General features: G+C 50.3%; 13 protein-coding genes. All 13 read left to right on the top strand.

Annotated features, from left to right (window positions below):
- Position 1 precedes the first annotated feature (1 nt).
- Positions 2–1,051, top strand: coding sequence for an agmatine deiminase family protein (locus tag EJN92_RS19930; protein ID WP_227869616.1), 1,050 nt, complete (start codon positions 2–4; stop codon positions 1,049–1,051).
- Positions 1,052–1,133: 82 nt separating this feature from the next.
- A complete protein-coding gene (locus tag EJN92_RS19925; RefSeq protein ID WP_126129427.1) occupies positions 1,134–2,309 on the top strand; it encodes a polyamine ABC transporter substrate-binding protein in 1,176 nt (391 codons plus the stop codon).
- A gap of 101 nt (positions 2,310–2,410) precedes the next feature.
- Positions 2,411–3,826, top strand: a complete 1,416-nt coding sequence (locus tag EJN92_RS19920; protein ID WP_126129426.1) for a DUF3138 family protein — start codon at positions 2,411–2,413, stop codon at positions 3,824–3,826.
- Between the two features lie 237 nt (positions 3,827–4,063).
- Positions 4,064–5,434 (top strand): glutamine synthetase family protein, encoded by a 1,371-nt coding sequence (locus EJN92_RS19915; protein ID WP_126129425.1) that lies wholly within the window; start codon positions 4,064–4,066, stop codon positions 5,432–5,434.
- 139 nt (positions 5,435–5,573) lie between these two features.
- Positions 5,574–7,010 (top strand): aspartate aminotransferase family protein, encoded by a 1,437-nt coding sequence (locus tag EJN92_RS19910; protein WP_126129424.1) that lies wholly within the window; start codon positions 5,574–5,576, stop codon positions 7,008–7,010.
- Positions 7,011–7,100: 90 nt separating this feature from the next.
- Positions 7,101–8,240 (top strand): ABC transporter ATP-binding protein, encoded by a 1,140-nt coding sequence (locus EJN92_RS19905; protein ID WP_126129423.1) that lies wholly within the window; start codon positions 7,101–7,103, stop codon positions 8,238–8,240.
- 14 nt (positions 8,241–8,254) lie between these two features.
- Positions 8,255–9,181, top strand: coding sequence for an ABC transporter permease subunit (locus tag EJN92_RS19900; protein ID WP_126129422.1), 927 nt, complete (start codon positions 8,255–8,257; stop codon positions 9,179–9,181).
- On the top strand, positions 9,178–9,999 hold the full coding sequence (locus EJN92_RS19895) for an ABC transporter permease subunit (RefSeq protein ID WP_126129421.1): 822 nt from the start codon (positions 9,178–9,180) through the stop codon (positions 9,997–9,999). Before EJN92_RS19900 ends, EJN92_RS19895 begins: the two co-directional genes overlap by 4 nt.
- Before the next feature lie 127 nt (positions 10,000–10,126).
- Entirely contained in the window at positions 10,127–11,620 is a 1,494-nt protein-coding gene (locus EJN92_RS19890) for an aldehyde dehydrogenase (RefSeq protein WP_407701531.1), read from the top strand.
- Positions 11,621–11,682: 62 nt separating this feature from the next.
- Positions 11,683–12,855 (top strand): ABC transporter substrate-binding protein, encoded by a 1,173-nt coding sequence (locus tag EJN92_RS19885; RefSeq protein ID WP_126129420.1) that lies wholly within the window; start codon positions 11,683–11,685, stop codon positions 12,853–12,855.
- Positions 12,856–12,882: 27 nt separating this feature from the next.
- Positions 12,883–13,650 (top strand): carbon-nitrogen hydrolase family protein, encoded by a 768-nt coding sequence (locus tag EJN92_RS19880; RefSeq protein ID WP_126129419.1) that lies wholly within the window; start codon positions 12,883–12,885, stop codon positions 13,648–13,650.
- Between the two features lie 6 nt (positions 13,651–13,656).
- Positions 13,657–14,781, top strand: a complete 1,125-nt coding sequence (locus EJN92_RS19875; RefSeq protein WP_126129418.1) for an MFS transporter — start codon at positions 13,657–13,659, stop codon at positions 14,779–14,781.
- 144 nt (positions 14,782–14,925) lie between these two features.
- Positions 14,926–16,662, top strand: a complete 1,737-nt coding sequence (locus EJN92_RS19870; protein WP_126129417.1) for an MOSC and FAD-binding oxidoreductase domain-containing protein — start codon at positions 14,926–14,928, stop codon at positions 16,660–16,662.

Genomic DNA, 16,662 nt, shown 5'->3' with positions numbered 1-16,662 from the left:
AATGAAGCCAACCGTCGAGCATACCGTCGGCCCGGCCAGCACGAGCAACAATAATCGTGTAGGCATGCCGGACGAGAGCGAACCGCATTTGCGCACCTGGATGGCATTTGGTGCGTGTGCCGAGTTGTGGGGTGATATGTTGGGGGCAGTCCAGGACAATCTTGGACTGATTGCTAGCACCATCGCGCGTTTCGAGCCAGTCACCATGTTGGTCAGAGAGCATGAACTGGAGCTGGCGCGCGCAAAATGCGGGCCTAATGTGGAATTGATCACTTGCGCTCTGGATGATTTGTGGATGCGCGACACAGGTCCGGTTTTTATTCACGCCAAGAGTGGCGAGCGGATGGCGGTTGATTTTAACTTCAATGGTTGGGGTAATAAACAAGCGCACCGTTCGGATAGTAAGGTGGCCGCAGTCACTGCCAAAGCAGCTTGGGCTAGGATAAAAAAAACCGCTTTAGTGCTTGAAGGTGGTGCGATAGAAGTGGACGGCAAAGGCACTGCCTTAATCACAGAAAGCAGTGTCCTCAACGAAAATCGTAATCCTGGCATGACCAAGAGCATGGCCGAAGTTCAACTGAAAGCGCTGCTAGGACTGCATAGCATCATCTGGCTGCCGGGTATTCGAGGTCGCGACATTACCGACGCGCATATCGATTTTTATGCTCGCTTCGCTGGACCTGGTGTGGTGCTGGTGCATTTTGATCCAGATACCAGTTCTTACGTGCACGCGATGACTTTGCGCCATTTGGAAATATTGCGTGCCGCCAGAGACGCCAGTGGCAATGCCTTAAAAATTGTTTTGATCGAGGCCCCAAGTGAAATCCGCGCGCAGTATAAGAACGAGCATTTTGCAGCCGGCTACCTTAATTACTACTTGGTGAATGGCGCCGTGATTGCACCCGAGTTTGGCGATGCCAAAGCCGATCAAAACGCACTACATACGCTACAGGATTTATATCCTGAGCGTCTGGTAGTGCAAATCAACATCGACTGTATTGCTGCGGGGGGCGGTGGTATCCACTGCACCACGCAGCAAGAGCCGAAGTAATGCACTAGGCTGGAGTATGTCTAGCCTAGCATTTGAGTTTAAAGTAAGTCAAATAAGTAAAAAATAAACCAGGGAGATCAGCATGAGTAGCATCTGTATTAAGCACAAATTCAAGCACAAATTTATCGCCTCAATTCTAAGTTGTTACGCGGGTTTGCTGGCAATTGACGCCAATGCGCAAACCGCAATTCCATCCGTCTCTGTGACAGCCAAGGCCGAGCCACAGGAAGAGAAAATTCTTAACTTTTACAATTGGTCTGCTTATATCGCTGACGACACGATTGCGAACTTTGAGAAAGAAACTGGGATCAAGGTGCGTTATGACACCTTCGATAGCAGCGAAATTCTCCATGCGAAATTGGTCGCGGGTCGTTCTGGCTATGACGTCGTGATGTCTTCTTCCGGTTGGGGCAGAATGCAGGCCGATGGTGGTTTACTGCATGTGCTCGATAAGAACCAATTGCCCAACATGAAAAACCTCGATCCTGTGACTCAGGCGCAGATCGCCAAACTTGATCCTGGCCATCAATACTTGGTCAATTATCTGTGGGGTTACACCACGGTTGGTATCAACGTTGATAAAGTCAAGGCCGCATTAGGTAATTTACCTATGCCGGACAATGCTTGGGATCTGTTATTTAAACCTGAATACGTTTCCAAGCTGAAGTCTTGCGGTGTTTCTTTCTTAGACTCTCCTTCCGAAGTGGTGCCGGCTGCCCTGCATTATCTGGGCAAGTCTTTGGCAAGTACCAATCCGTCCGATTATGCTGAAGTGGGTGCTTTACTCAATTCTGTGCGTCCTTACGTGACACTATTTAGCTCTTCCGGGTATATCAATGACATGGTGGGCGGCTCGGTCTGTGTCGCAATGGGTTGGTCGGGTGACCTGAGTAATGCCAAGCGTCGCGCCGCAGCGCTTAAACCTGCAGTGCATATTCAGCCTCTCATGCCTAAGACTGGCGGCGTCATGTTTTTTGACACCATGGTGATACCGGTAGATGCGCCTCACGTTAGCAATGCGCATAAATTCATGAATTACATCATGCGTCCAGAGGTACATGCCTCATTGACGAACAAGCTGTTTTACGCCAATCCTAATAAGGAAGGTCGCAAGTTTGTGAACCCCGAAATTTCTAGCAGCGCTGAAGTTTTCCCGACTGATGCAGAGATCAATCGCATGGGCGTGCAGGGCAAGGTCAATGGCGAGATACGTAGGTTGTCATCGCGTATCTACACCAAGTTCAAGACTGGCTATTGATTTTTTAGAACCCCAATTTGTATCGAGATCCTCTAAACCCGCTGTGATGGCGGGTAGGGGAGAGATTTTGCCTCTACATCATCTATCAAGGAAAAACCATCATGAAATCTACTACTATTACCAGTCTGTTGGTCGCTGGCGTCAGTGTCTTACCGCTCGTGGCTCAAGCGCAGTCGCAAACTGAAATTGTGCAAGAAATGCGCCGCACGCAAGCGGCATTAGGCAATATGCAAACCCGTATGAACGAGTTGGAAGCGGCCTTGAAACAAAAAAATGCCGAGGCGCCAGGCATGAATGCTGAGCAAGAGCGTGAGTTAAATCGACTCTCCGTGATGGCCGATGCGCAGGTCGATGCCAATACCAGCATGGGTATCAAGGGTTTGAAAATTAGCGGATCTATCGACCCTACCTATATCTATACGCAGAATCAAAACCGCGCAGGTTTCCAATTCTTAAATTCTAGCCTGACAGCTACCGGTGCACCTGAATTCGCGTTTGACAATGGCGCTTTCGGTGCTGCCATTCTTGATATTCAAAAAGAGATGGAAAGCGGCACGAAATTTCATCTGACCTTGATACCAAACCGGGTTGGTGCTGGTAATACTATCGATGGTAAATCTATCGTACACGAAGCGAGTATCTGGATGCCGATTACCGGCCTAGATGGCACGCGTTTACTGGCTGGTCAAGTGCCATCCTGGGAAGGTTATGAAGCTTTAGAGTCATACAGAAATAAACTGATTACGCATAATCTCTTGTTTGATTTCACTATCCCGGCTTCATTCACAGGTGTGGGTTTTGAAAAGGCGTTGAATTCAAAATACACATTGAAAACCATGGTAGCGAACATCAACTCGTCCAAAAAACCTAATTCTGAAAAATCCACTGCCTTGGTATTTCGTGCCGATTATTTCGATTACGCACAAGAATTTACTTACCTGGCTCTGGTTGGTATGGTCGGCAAACTGCCGAATTACCGTGCTGCAGGCGCTAGCAATCCTATCACCACCGTGGCCTATGATGGGACTGATGCTCTGGTAAAAACTCTGGAGTTAGAAGGCGGTTACACCCGCGGTGATTGGTCTATTGCTGGACAAGTGAGCGTCGGTGCACAAAGAAACGCTGCCATCACGGCTGACCCAGTTAGCGGTAATTTGCGCGATAGTAGTTGGTGGGGTGCGAGTACTACCGTTGGCTACAAATTTAACACTGCGCTTGAGGGTGTGGTCCGCTTGGATTATTTGAACAATCAAAAAAATGGTGGCGGTACTTTTGGTGGCTGGAACTTCGCCGATTCTCGCAATGGTTTGGGCCCTGATCCAGTTGGCAATCCTGAAGTGGGCGCTAATCGTAGCGAAATCACTTTAGGTATGCGTTATAACTTCAACGCCAATACCGTATTTAAAGTTGAATACCGTTACGACCGCGCTAGTCTGCCAGTCTTCGTTGATGTCAGAGATGGTACGTTTAAACGCGACAATCAGTTGTTCGGTACCTCGATGGTGCTGAGCTTCTAATCGAAGCAATACCTACCGAGCTCGAAGTTGAGCTCGGTAGGTATTTTCGTCACTTCAGAGTCGGTGTTTGTATGGTTTTGAATTCCCTCTATCTATGAATACTTGCTGGATCTATCTAGGCTAGTTGGTGCAGCACGCAACGAGCCTAGACTCGCGCTCGGAAACGACGCGAACATTCGTCATAAAATGCAGTGAAAAACGCAGCGGAAAAGCGGCGCAAAAAGAAACGAGTAAAAAATGTCTATACATGAAAATTTTTCGTACACCGATATGGATCTGTGGCTCAACGAAAAGCGCGTGACAGAAATTGAATGTTTAGTGCCCGATCTGACTGGAGTGGCGCGCGGTAAAATTTTACCTCGAGGTAAATTCACGCAAGAGCGTGGCATGCGTATCCCCGAGGCAGTGCTGGGCATGACCGTCACTGGCAACTATCCTACCGATGATGGCCCTTACGATAGAGCTATCTCATCAACCGATAGGGACATGATCTTAAAGGCCGACCCAACGACCATTACCATGGTGCCATGGGCCACAGACCCGACCGCGCAAGTCATCCATGATTGTTTTTTCTCGGATGGGATGTTGGTCGATTTTGCTCCTCGCTCGGTATTACGTAAGGTCTTGAAACTGTACGCCGACAAAGGTTGGAAACCTGTCGTGGCACCAGAATTGGAATTTTATCTGACGGCTAAAAATACCGATCCCGATTTGCCTTTGAAGCCGCCGGTAGGACGTAGTGGCCGCGCCGAAACCAGTCGCCAGGTATATAGCATTGATGCTGTCAACGAATTCGATCCCTTGTTCGAAGATATTTACGATTACTGCGAGCTGATGAATCTCGATGTCGATACCTTGATACATGAGATCGGTGCCGGTCAGATGGAAATCAATTTCCTGCACGGCGATCCTTTAGGCTTGGCCGATAAAGTGTTCTTTTTTAAGCGCACCCTGCGGGAAGCGGCTTTGAAGCACGATATGTATGCCACCTTCATGGCCAAACCCATGATGGGCGAGCCAGGCTCGGCCATGCATGTACACCAAAGCGTGGTTGACGCCAAGACCGGCTTGAATATTTTCAGTAATCTGGATGGCTCGGCGGCGCCAATTTTTAAACATTACATCGCTGGCTTGCAGCGCTATATGCCTGCGGCGATGGCGATCGTTGCCCCTTATGTTAATTCGTATCGTCGCATCGTGCGCCACACGGCTGCGCCTATCAATATCCAGTGGGGTTTGGATAATCGTACCGTAGGGTTTCGTGTACCTGAGTCGGGCGCGCAAGATAGGCGGGTAGAAAATCGCATTATCGGTGCCGATGCCAATCCTTATCTGGCACTGGCTGTGACACTGGCCTGCGGTTATCTCGGCATGACCGAGCAACTGGAACCGACACCGATCATGGTTGGTAGTGCGTATGACCTGAAATTTGAATTGCCACAGGGTTTGCCTGAGGCGTTGCAGGCACTGCGCGCCGAGACCAAGCTGCGTAGCGTACTGGGTGAGCGTTTCATTGACGTGTATTGCGCCATCAAAGATCTGGAGCATCAAGAGTTCATGACAGTCATCAGTCCCTGGGAGCGTGAGCACCTGCTGCTGCACGTTTAAAACCACTAGCTTCTCACTACATCACTTCCTTCGCCAGCAAAGCGAAGGAATAGGATTAACTCGTTTTATTTTTTGAAATTTAGACAAACGCCAGCGCCACATCCGCGGCTTTGTCCGGTATTCAACAATTAGGTGAAACATGAAATCAAATACACTGGCAGCCCTAGCCGTGGTCTCGACACCGCAGCAAGTGCACTACAACACTGAAGCTATTCAGGCCATGGATACGGCGCATTATCTACATCCGTTTACCAATTTCAAAGCTTTGGCAAATCGCGGAGCTCAGGTCATCGTCGAAGCGCAGGATATTTATCTTTGGGATAGCCAAGGCAAGCGTATCTTAGATGGCATGGCGGGCCTATGGTGCGTCAACGTCGGTTATGGCCGCAAAAGTATCTCAGATGCGGTGTATACGCAAATGCAGCAACTGCCTTTCTATAATAGCTTTTTCAATACCACGAATATTCCTGCGGTGGAATTGGCCAAGGCCTTGGTCGAAATTTCACCGCCCCAATTCAAGCATGTCTTCTTTACCGGTTCCGGTTCCGAAGCGAATGATACCAATCTACGCATGGTGCGTCGCTATTGGGATTTGCTCGGTTATAGCGAACGCCATGTGATTATCAGTCGTCACAATGCCTATCACGGCAGCACCGTAGCGGGCGCCTCGCTCGGCGGCATGTCAGCAATGCACGCGCAAGGCAGCTTGCCTATTCCTGGCATAGTACATATAGGCCAACCTTACTATTTGGAAGGCGGCAAGGGCTTAACGCAGGATGAATTTGGGCTAAAAGCCGCTTCATGGTTAGAAGATAAAATTCTGGAAGTTGGTGCCGACCAGGTCGCCGCTTTTATTGCCGAGCCTTTGCAGGGCGCCGGTGGTGTCATTATCCCGCCTGCTACCTATTGGCCGGAAATTCAGCGCATCTGTAGCAAATACGATATTTTGCTGATCGTCGACGAAGTCATCTGTGGCTTCGGTCGCGTAGGGTGCTGGTTCGGCTCCGAACATTTCGAAATCAAGGCCGATTTAATGACCTTTGCCAAAGGGGTCACGTCCGGTTATTTGCCGCTGGGCGGTGTGATGGTAGGCGATAAGGTGGCCCAGGTGCTGATAGAAAAAGGCGGCGACTTCAACCATGGCTTCACCTACTCTGGCCACCCGGTTGCATGCGCGGCGGCACTCGAGAATATTCGCATTTTGCGCGAAGAAAAAATTATAGAGCAAGTTCGGGACGAAACTGGGCCGTATCTGAAGCAAGGATTTGACAGTCTGCTTGACCATCCCCTGGTTGGTATGGTCGATACCTGCGGATTTTTAGCGGCCTTGGTTTTAGTCAAAGAAAAAGCCGAAAATATTTTTGATATGCAGATGTTCCCGAAAGACCTTGGGGTGGGGCAGATCTGTCGCGACCACATGTTTAAGCACGGCATGATTATGCGCGCGGTTGGCAATCGTATGATTGTCTCTCCTCCTTTGACTATGACTATTGCGCAGATCGACGAGATGATCGCCTTGATCCGTTTTTGTCTGGATGAGACGCTGGCCGATCTGCAACAGCGCAACTACCTTTAGTCTAGGCAATGCTGCCAGTGTGTGGCGCCCTACAAGAAAGATGTGAAGTCGCTTCACATAATCTCCAATTTTGAAAGTACCAAATCTGTCATGGCAACCAATAAAAAACCCGACGTAGTTCCCTCATCCAAGGATGAGAAAGCCTTCTTAGTGATCCGTAATCTGGTCAAAGAGTTTGACGGAGTACGGGCGGTCGATGATGTCTCGATCTCGATTCAGAAAGGCGAGATTTTCGCCTTACTCGGTAGCTCTGGTTGTGGAAAATCTACCTTACTACGCATGCTGGCCGGTTTTGAAACGCCGACTTCCGGGCAGATCTTACTGAACGGAAAAAATATCGTCGGTGCGCCCGCCTATGAGCGGCCTATCAATATGATGTTTCAGTCATATGCGCTGTTTCCGCATTTGAGCGTATGGGACAACATCGCTTTCGGCTTACGCCGCGATGGCATGAAGCGAGATGAAGTCGCGGATCGCGTCGATAAGATGCTTGATCTGGTGCAGTTAAAATCCTTCGGCAAACGCAAGCCACATCAAATGTCGGGCGGCCAGCAGCAGCGCGTCGCTTTAGCGCGCAGCTTGGCCAAGAGGCCGCAATTACTTTTGCTTGATGAACCCTTAGCGGCCCTAGATAAGAAGTTGCGCGAAGAAACCCAGTTGGAGTTGGTCAACATCATAGAAAAAGTGGGCGTCACTTGCGTGATGGTGACGCATGACCAGGAAGAAGCGATGACCATGGCCTCACGCGTCGCGGTGATGAGCCATGGACAAATTGCGCAAGTGGGCAAACCTAGAGAAATTTACGAAACGCCGAATTGCCGTTTCGTCGCTGACTTCATAGGCAACATCAATCTGTTTGATGGCAAGTTGATCGAAGATGAACCCGATCACGTGGTGGTGCAAACGCCGGAGTGCAAACACTATGTAGGGCATGGAATTAGCGGCAACTTAGGTATGCCAGTTTCAGTTGGGATACGCCCGGAAAAAATCATCATTAGTTTTAACGAGCCTCAGGATTTAGGCCAAGGTTTATATAACTGTGTTGAGGGCAGCTTGGTCGATTGGGCCTATCTGGGGAGTTACACGATCTACCATATTAAATTGCGTAGCGGCTTGTTATTGAAAGCGAGCATCGCCAACTCTGACCGATTTTCCTCTCATCAACTCAAGCTAGGCGAAAAAATCTACGCCAGATGGAGTCCGGACAATCTTGTGGTGTTGACCCAATAAGCAGCGAGGATGCTATGAAAACTATATTTTCAAATTTATTCGGAGTGCTGCGCTTGCGGGCTCTCAGCGGGCGCCATCTGGTCATAGGGATTCCCTACGTCTGGCTGCTGCTGGTGTTTTTGCTTCCCTTTCTTATTGTGCTCAAACTCAGTGTGACTGATATGGGCGATAGCATCGATCCTTTCGGTAGCATCTGGAGTTATACCAATGGTGTGGCAAATTTAAAATTGAGATTTGCCAGCTATTTTTTTATCGCTGAAGATAATCTCTATCTGTTTACCTACCTCAATTCATTGAAATTTGCGTTGATTACGACGCTACTGTGTTTGTTCTTTGGTTACCCATTTGCCTATTTTATGGCGCGCGCCAAACCGAGTCGACGCGATACCTTAATGATGTTGGTCATGCTGCCATTCTGGACCTCTTTCTTACTGCGTATCTATGCCTGGAAGGGGATTTTGGCAAATAACGGCTTATTGAATCACTTGCTGCTTTCCATGGGTTTAATCGATAACCCTATCCACATGATGAATACCTCATTTTCCTTAGCTTTAGGGATGGTGTATGGCTATCTGCCTTTCATGATCTTGCCGCTGTACGCCAACTTGGTAAAACTCGATGTGCGTTATCTGGAAGCTGCTGCCGATCTGGGGGCTAGCCCATGGCAGGCATTTTGGCGTATCACCGTGCCGCTATCGAAATCCGGCATCATCGCCGGCTCTATGCTGGTCTTCATCCCCTGCATAGGTGAATACACCATCCCTGAATTGCTCGGTGGCCCGGAGACTTTGATGATAGGACGGGTGTTGTTTGACGAATTCTTTAGTAACAATGATTGGCCTATGGCCTCAGCGGTCACGGTGGTGATGATTTTGCTGATCTTATTACCTATGGGTATTTTCAACAAATACCAAGCCAAGCAAGAAATGAGTGGACTATGAACGGATATCGCTTTTTTGGACGTAGCTGGTTATCGATAGGCTATCTATTTTTATATCTCCCTATCCTGGTATTGATCGTGTTTTCTTTCAATAGCTCTAGGGAGGACATGATCTGGAACAGTTTCTCTACTCATTGGTATACCGCACTTGCGCAGGATAGCGAAATCATCGCTGGGTTTATTCTTTCGATGAAAATCGCCGTTATGACCGCCTGTACCTCAGTCATCTTGGGGACTTTTGCCGCCTTTGTACTCGAAAAATACAGTCGTTTTTTTGGCCGTACTCTATTTAGTGGCATGGTCAGTGCGCCGCTGGTCATGCCCGAAGTCATTATTGGTCTGTCCTTGCTGTTATTTATGGTGGCATTGCAAAAGACGTTTGGTGCTCCGGAGCGTGGTTTGGTCACGATCTGGATAGGCCATACTTTATTAGGGATGGCATATGCCACGGTAGTCATACAGTCGCGTTTGCGGGAGATGAATAAATCTTTGGAAGAGGCCGCCATGGATTTGGGGTGTCGGCCGCACCAGGTATTCTTTCTGGTGACTTTGCCAAATATCCTGCAGTCCCTAGGTTCGGCCTGGCTCCTGACCTTTACGCTGTCATTGGACGATGTCGTTCTCACCGCATTTTTGTCGGGACCAGGTGCCACCACCATGCCTTTGGTGATTTTCTCGCGTGCCCGTTTAGGCTTAGATCCTAGAGTAAATGCAGTGGCGGCCTTGACTATCCTGGTGGTCAGCATCGCGGTGATCGCTTCTAGTTTTTATATGGCGAGAGCAGAACGCTTGCGCTTAAGGCAGTTAGCCACCTCTTGAAAATAGCCACTTAGTAAAACGCGGCATGGGATTTTCCCATGCCGCGCAGATTTGCCAGACCTAACCAATTTTTCTAGGCTGCTCATAGTGAGCAGACGCTAGCGACTTACCGTCATGGAGTAAATAGATGCAAATCCAAACAACACAGTGGCATGAGCGTGCCGCTCAGCTAAAAATAGATGGCCGTGCCTTCATCAATGGGCAACGTGTGGCGGCCGAGTCTGGCGCCGTCTTTGATTGTATTTCACCTATCGATGGGCGCAATCTGGCGTCCGTCGCACGTTGCGATGTTGCCGATGTCGACAAAGCGGTGGTGGCGGCACGTAGTGCTTTTGACGATAGGCGTTGGGCCGGCTTAGCGCCAACAGAGCGTAAACGTACCCTGATTAAATTTGCCGATTTGCTGCTGCAAAATCGTGAAGAGTTGGCCTTATTAGAAACCCTGGATATGGGTAAGCCTATCAAGTACAGCCTCAGCGTCGATGTACCGGCCAGTGCCAATTGCATACGCTGGTATGGCGAAGCCGTTGATAAAATCTATGATGAAATCGCCCCAACTGCCGACTCTGCGCTGGCGCTGATCACGCGTGAACCAGTTGGTGTGGTGGCTGCCATCGTGCCCTGGAACTATCCTATGATCATGGCTAGTTGGAAACTAGGTCCTGCGCTGGCGGCGGGCAATAGCGTGGTGTTAAAACCGTCCGAGAAATCGCCATTAACTGCTTTGCGCATGGCAGAAATCGCTTTAGAAGCGGGTATACCTGCCGGTGTTTTTAACGTGGTACCCGGTTACGGACATGAGGCTGGTAGTGCTTTGGCCTTGCACATGGATGTCGATTGCATAGGCTTTACCGGCTCCACCAGAGTCGGCAAATTGATCATTAAATATGCTGGTGAATCTAATCTGAAGCGCGCCTGGACCGAACTGGGCGGCAAATCAGCTAACATCGTCTGTGCTGATTGTCCGGATTTAGATGCCGCGGTGCGTTCGTCTATCGGTGCCATGTTTTTTAATCAGGGCGAAAGCTGCAATGCGCCATCCCGACTATTTGTTGAAGAGTCTATCAAGGCGCAGTTCCTGGAAAAAGCGCTGGCTTTGATGCCGAGCTTCCAGGTCGGCGACCCTTTGGACGAGAATACCGTGATGGGAGCGATTGTCGATGGCATACAACTAAAATCAGTCTTGAGCTACATCGAAGCGGGTAAGACCGAAGGCGCGAAATTGCTCTCAGGCGGAGTGCAACAACGCAGCGATAGTGGTGGTTGCTACGTCTCGCCGACGCTGTTTGACGGTGTAGACAGTAGCATGACGATCGCACGCGAAGAGATTTTTGGCCCCGTCTTATCGGTGTTTGGCTTTAGCGATTTGCAGGAGGCAATACGGCTGGCCAATGCCACGCCCTACGGCCTGCAAGCCGCAGTCTGGACTTCAGATTTAAATAAAGCGATACAGACTGCACGCGCACTCAAAGCCGGCACTGTGCATGTCAATGCCTATGACGAAGACGATATGACGGTGCCGTTCGGCGGCTATAAACAGTCAGGCAACGGACGCGATAAATCGCTGCATGCGTTTGATAAATACACCGAGCTGAAAACCACCTGGATGCGTATCGGCTAGCTCTATTTAGCGTTTCAGGGTTTCCGGCCGGAGGCTCTGCCTACAAAACCGAAAGTTCACACATGCTGAAATTTTCATCTGTAACGCCAGCTTTTACATGCCGTAGTCTGATCTCCGCCTTAGTGCTTGTCAGTAGCCTTTCAGTACAGGCCGAGAATGGGGTCAGTGCTGAACGGATACTGCTAGGGCAATCAGCCGCCATCTCTAGTGCCGCCTCCGTTCTCGGGGTGCAGATGAATTTTGGTGCCAAACTGTATTTCGATGCGATCAATGCACAAGGTGGGGTGTATGGCAGAAAGATAGAACTGCAAATAGAGGATGATATGTATGTGGCGGCTGGCGCGCTAGAAAACACCAGGCAAATGATAGAACAAGATAAGGTGTTCGCCCTGTTCGGCTATGTCGGCAGCGCCACCAGCGAAGCGGCGATTCCGCTGTTTACCAAAGCCAAAGTACCGTTTTTTGGGTCGCTTTCAGGAGCGGCCAGTTTGCGCACTCCGTTTAATCGCTACATCTTCAATCTGCGCGCAAGCTATGAACAAGAGGCCGCGTATATCGTCAGGCAACTGGCGATTTCCAAGGTGGCCAACGTCGCGGTATTTTACCAAAACGATAGTGATGGCCTAGGCATACTCAAAAATATTAAAGCCGAGCTCAAACAAATTAATCTGCCTTTAAGCTGCGTCGCGATGGTGCCACCCAGCGTCAATTTTGAAGACGATTTTGATATCCGTCAGGCCGTGAATATTTTCATGGAAAAAAAACCTGAGGTGATTTTGCTCGCTAGTACCTATGGCTCCAGCGCGACTTTAATTAAGCAACTACGACTTGCCGGCTACAAAGGGCAATTCTATAGTTTGTCACTGGTCGGTGCCCGTGCACTTTCGGAAGCATTGGGCAAGGAAGGCAGTGGTGTCGTCATCTCGAACGCCGTGCCATCACCGTGGAGTCCGAAGTTTGCGATCGTTGAAGAATATCGTAAGGCCATGAAAAAAGTTGGCAAGACCGAGTACGACTTCACTAGCCTGGAAGGTTATATGGCAGCCAAGAGCTTTGTGGCGATTCTAAAGGAAACTGGGCGCGATCTAAGCAGAGAAAAATTTATCGACACGGCAGAGCGTATGGGCCCCATTGATCTCGGCGATTTTCAGCTACGTTTTTCAGGCAAGCATCATGAAGGCTCAAAATTTGTCGAGCTGGTATTGATAGGGCGTGACGGTAAATTTGTGCGTTGAAGACTCAACAGAGAAGAACAGAATATTATGAAAGTCACGGTCTGCGAGCTATCCAGCGCCACGCATAAGTTTCCCTCCCAATGGAAGCGCTTGTTGGTACACCTGCAGCAATCGCAAAGTGAGTTACTGGTCTTGCCCGAGCTGCCATTTTCGCCCTGGTTATGTGGCAGCCCACATTATCAAGCTGAGCTATGGCAAGCAGCGCTGAACACGCATCAAGCCTATCTGCACCAATTGATGGATTTGCCCTACGCCACCGTCGGCACGCGGCCAGTGAGTACCGGCGGGCGCCGCCATAATCGGGGGTTTCTTACCGAAAATGGCAAGCATCAAGATATACATACCAAGCATTATCTGCCTGACGAAGCAGGTTTTTGGGAGGCCAGTTGGTATCAGCCAGGGGCAGGGGAATTTAAGACATTCGCTACGGCGCAGGCCCAATGCGGCATGCTGATCTGCACCGATATCTGGTTTTTAGAACGAGCACGCCAGTACGGACGCGCCGGCGCACAGCTTATTGTTAATCCGCGCGCCAATTATCCGGGGGCGGACGATCAGGCGATGTGGCAGATTGCGACGCAGGCAGCCGCATTTAGTAGTGGTGCCTGGGTACTGACTTCCAATCATTTGCCGCCCGATGCCGATGAAAATACCTGCGCGCAGGGCTGGATAGTGAGCCCCGACGGTGAAATCGTCGCGCAAACCACACTGGAGCAGCCTTTCGTCACTTACGACTTAGACTTAAGCGCCGCGCTAGAGGCCCAGACGCGTTACCCCTGTTATGTTAAGGAATAGATTCTCATGTTCGCATTCCCGCGACTGTTGATTGCCACCACCTTGGTGGTAATGAGCCATTGGCTATCTATCCCGCTGTACGCTTTGACGCTGGAAGCGCGCGGTGAAACTGGCCTGTTTATCGGCTGTTTTGTCGCCATGCCAAGCGCGATGCTGTTGTTGGGCATGGGATTTTTACCCAAGCTCACTAGCCACCTAGGAGTAGGGCGCGCCTTTCGTGTCGGTGTGGCGATCAATCTTTTGATGACGGCGCTACTGTATGTCAGCGATAACGTCTGGCTGTGGCTGGCGGCGGCCAGCATGATAGGTCTGGGTAATGGTTTTTTCTGGGTTGCCTCAGAGTCGTGGTTGGCACAAATTGTCAAAGATGATCAACGTGGTCGCACCATCGGTCTGGTCGAGACCTTTGTCGGCTTGGCGATGGCAGCGGCTGCTCTACTGGTGGCGCTGATCAATGCCCGATTTCAATTCGGTGTTCTGATCATGATGGGCTGCAATCTATGCGCCTTGTTACTGATGACAGGCTTAAGCGACCCTGCTAGTGAGGCACATGACTCGAATGAAACGAGTCTGTCGTATCTGCACATACTCAGGCTCTGTCCCTTACTTTTTTCGGCCTCATTGCTGGGCGGGTTCTCGGAAGGACTGGCAGCGCCAATGTTCCCTTTATTAGGGGTTGCAAAAGGGCTTACAGCGCAGCAGGCGGCGCTCTTGATGAGTTTGATCGGTGTCGTCAATATCGCCAGTCAGTATCCTATCGGTTACTGTTGCGACCGCTGGCACGAAAGCCGGGTTTTTCACTTATGTATTATGCTGGCGGTCGCAGGGGCGCTCAGCATGGCCTTACTGCCGGTGCTCTATTTGGCGGTTGGGGTGACGATCTGGGCGCTAGGCGTAGGCTCCGGCTATACCCTCGCGATCATCGTGGCGGGTCGCTATTTTAGTGGCGGCAGCAGAGTCGCGGCCATGGCCTTAACCCTGATCGGCTATAACTTCGGCACTATCCTGGGGCCTATCGTGGGCGGTGCCGCCCTCGATTACTTCGGTGCCAGCGGCATCAGCATAGTCTTGATTTTGGCCTGCGTACTGGCATGGCCTTTCATCCGCGCGCCACAAGCCAGACTAGCCTAAACGTTTTTCAGTTTTTCGTAGGCAGCCCTGCCAAGGCGCATATTCCATGCGCCTTGCAGGCCAGGCAGGCTGGAAACCCGCATGGAATATGCGCAAGCGGCCTACCATGTTTGAATTTCTAAGTGTTTAACGAAAGGGTTTGATATGGTCAAGCTAAGGGCAATTTTTTCTGGCATCAGTCAAACCTATAGCGTGGACGGATACAGCTTTGAGACCGCCATCATCAAGCAGCAAGTGGTGGGGACGGTGCAGGTCACCGACACCGGGATCGTGGGTAACCAGGTAGCCAACCACAAAAACGCGGTGTACGCTTATTGCTCCGAAAATTATGCCTACTGGAACCGGGAGCTAGATCTGGCGACGCCCTGGCAATGCGGTAGCATCGGTGAAAATTTAAGTCTGCAGGGTTTGGACGAAAGCCAGCTGCGCATAGGTGATTTTTTGCAGATAGGCCCAGTGCTACTGCAGGTATCGGGTTGCCGTGCCCCATGTGAAAATTTTCTGTGGCGGGTCGCTCAGCCCCTCAGTTTTCTGGCAAAGTTTCAGAGTTCTGGGCGTACCGGATTTTATCTGGAGGTAATCAGCACCGGCTTGATAGAAGCTGGTATGCTGGTGCAGCATATCGCATGCCAACACGATAGCATCACGGTGCCGGAGTTGGCGCGCTTCTTGATGCAGCCACAGGCCGAAGCGCAAGAGCTTGATCGTTTGATTGCGATTCCGGGTATGGGCCAGCAAATGCTCAGTGCGCTGGTGGCCGCGCGCAATCTACAAATAGAAAAAGCACTCGTACAGCGCAATCGCTGGAACGGCTGGAAAAATTTTGTAGTCAGCGATATTGTCAGTGAAACGGAGCAGATCAAGTCTTTCTATTTGTCGCCAGCGGTGCCTGGTGAGCAGGTGGCTGGCTATCGCGCCGGACAATTTTTAAGCTGTCGATTAACTCTGCCAAATGGCAAACAAATATCTCGGTGCTGGAGTATTTCCAGCTATGACGAAAACTTGCAACGCTATCGTATCAGTGTAAAGCGTGAAGAACTCGGTGAGGCATCGTCTTACTTGCACCAACAACTACAAATTGGCATGCAAATTGAAGTCATGGCACCGAGTGGCTATTTCACCTTGAAGCGTGGCGAGGTCGCGGTGCCGGTGGTATTGATCAGTGCAGGTATAGGCATTACACCGATGCTGAGTATGTTAAAGGCGCATCTGGCACGCCTAGATAAACGCTTGCCTACACTGTATTTTATCCACTCCACCCAGAATAAAGTGACGCATGCTTTTCGTCAGGAAGTCGACACTCTGGTGGCCGCGCATGCGCAACTACATACCCATTACATCCATACCCAGCCCAGCCTAGATAGCCTTCTTGGGGTGGATTTTGATAGTGATCAACGTTTGTCGAGTCAGTGTATAGAATCCGTAATGGCCGATCTCGGCTGCTGGTTCGCCGAAAAATGGATTAGTTTAGGTCCCGCTGATTGCCAGTATTACCTGTGCGGCCCTGACAGTTTTCAGCGCGATGTGATGCGCATGCTAGAACAGTTAGGGGTAGCCCCACATGCGATTTTTCATGAGTCATTTGATGCCAAGCGCATGTCGCTAAGCGAGTTGCAGCTGGCAGACGCTAGCGTCAGGTTTCAGCAAAGTGACAGTAGCGCTCATTGGAGTCAAAGCAGCGATATGTCCCTACTGGAATTGGCCGAAAGTAGCGGCTTAAGCCCGAATTTTTCTTGCCGTAATGGCCACTGCGGAGTGTGTCGTAGCACTTTACTGCAAGGAGAAGTAATCTACCCACGCGCACCAGCGATCAGCCTGGCTGCGGGCGAAGTCCTGCTTTGTTGCGCAATTCCAAAGGGAGATGTCACGTTGGCGATTTAA

The organism is Undibacterium parvum (genome assembly GCF_003955735.1).
Lineage (GTDB): Bacteria > Pseudomonadota > Gammaproteobacteria > Burkholderiales > Burkholderiaceae_D > Undibacterium > Undibacterium parvum.
The sequence above is the reverse complement of the archived record's forward strand: the minus strand, read 5'-3'. Positions and strand labels throughout refer to the sequence as shown.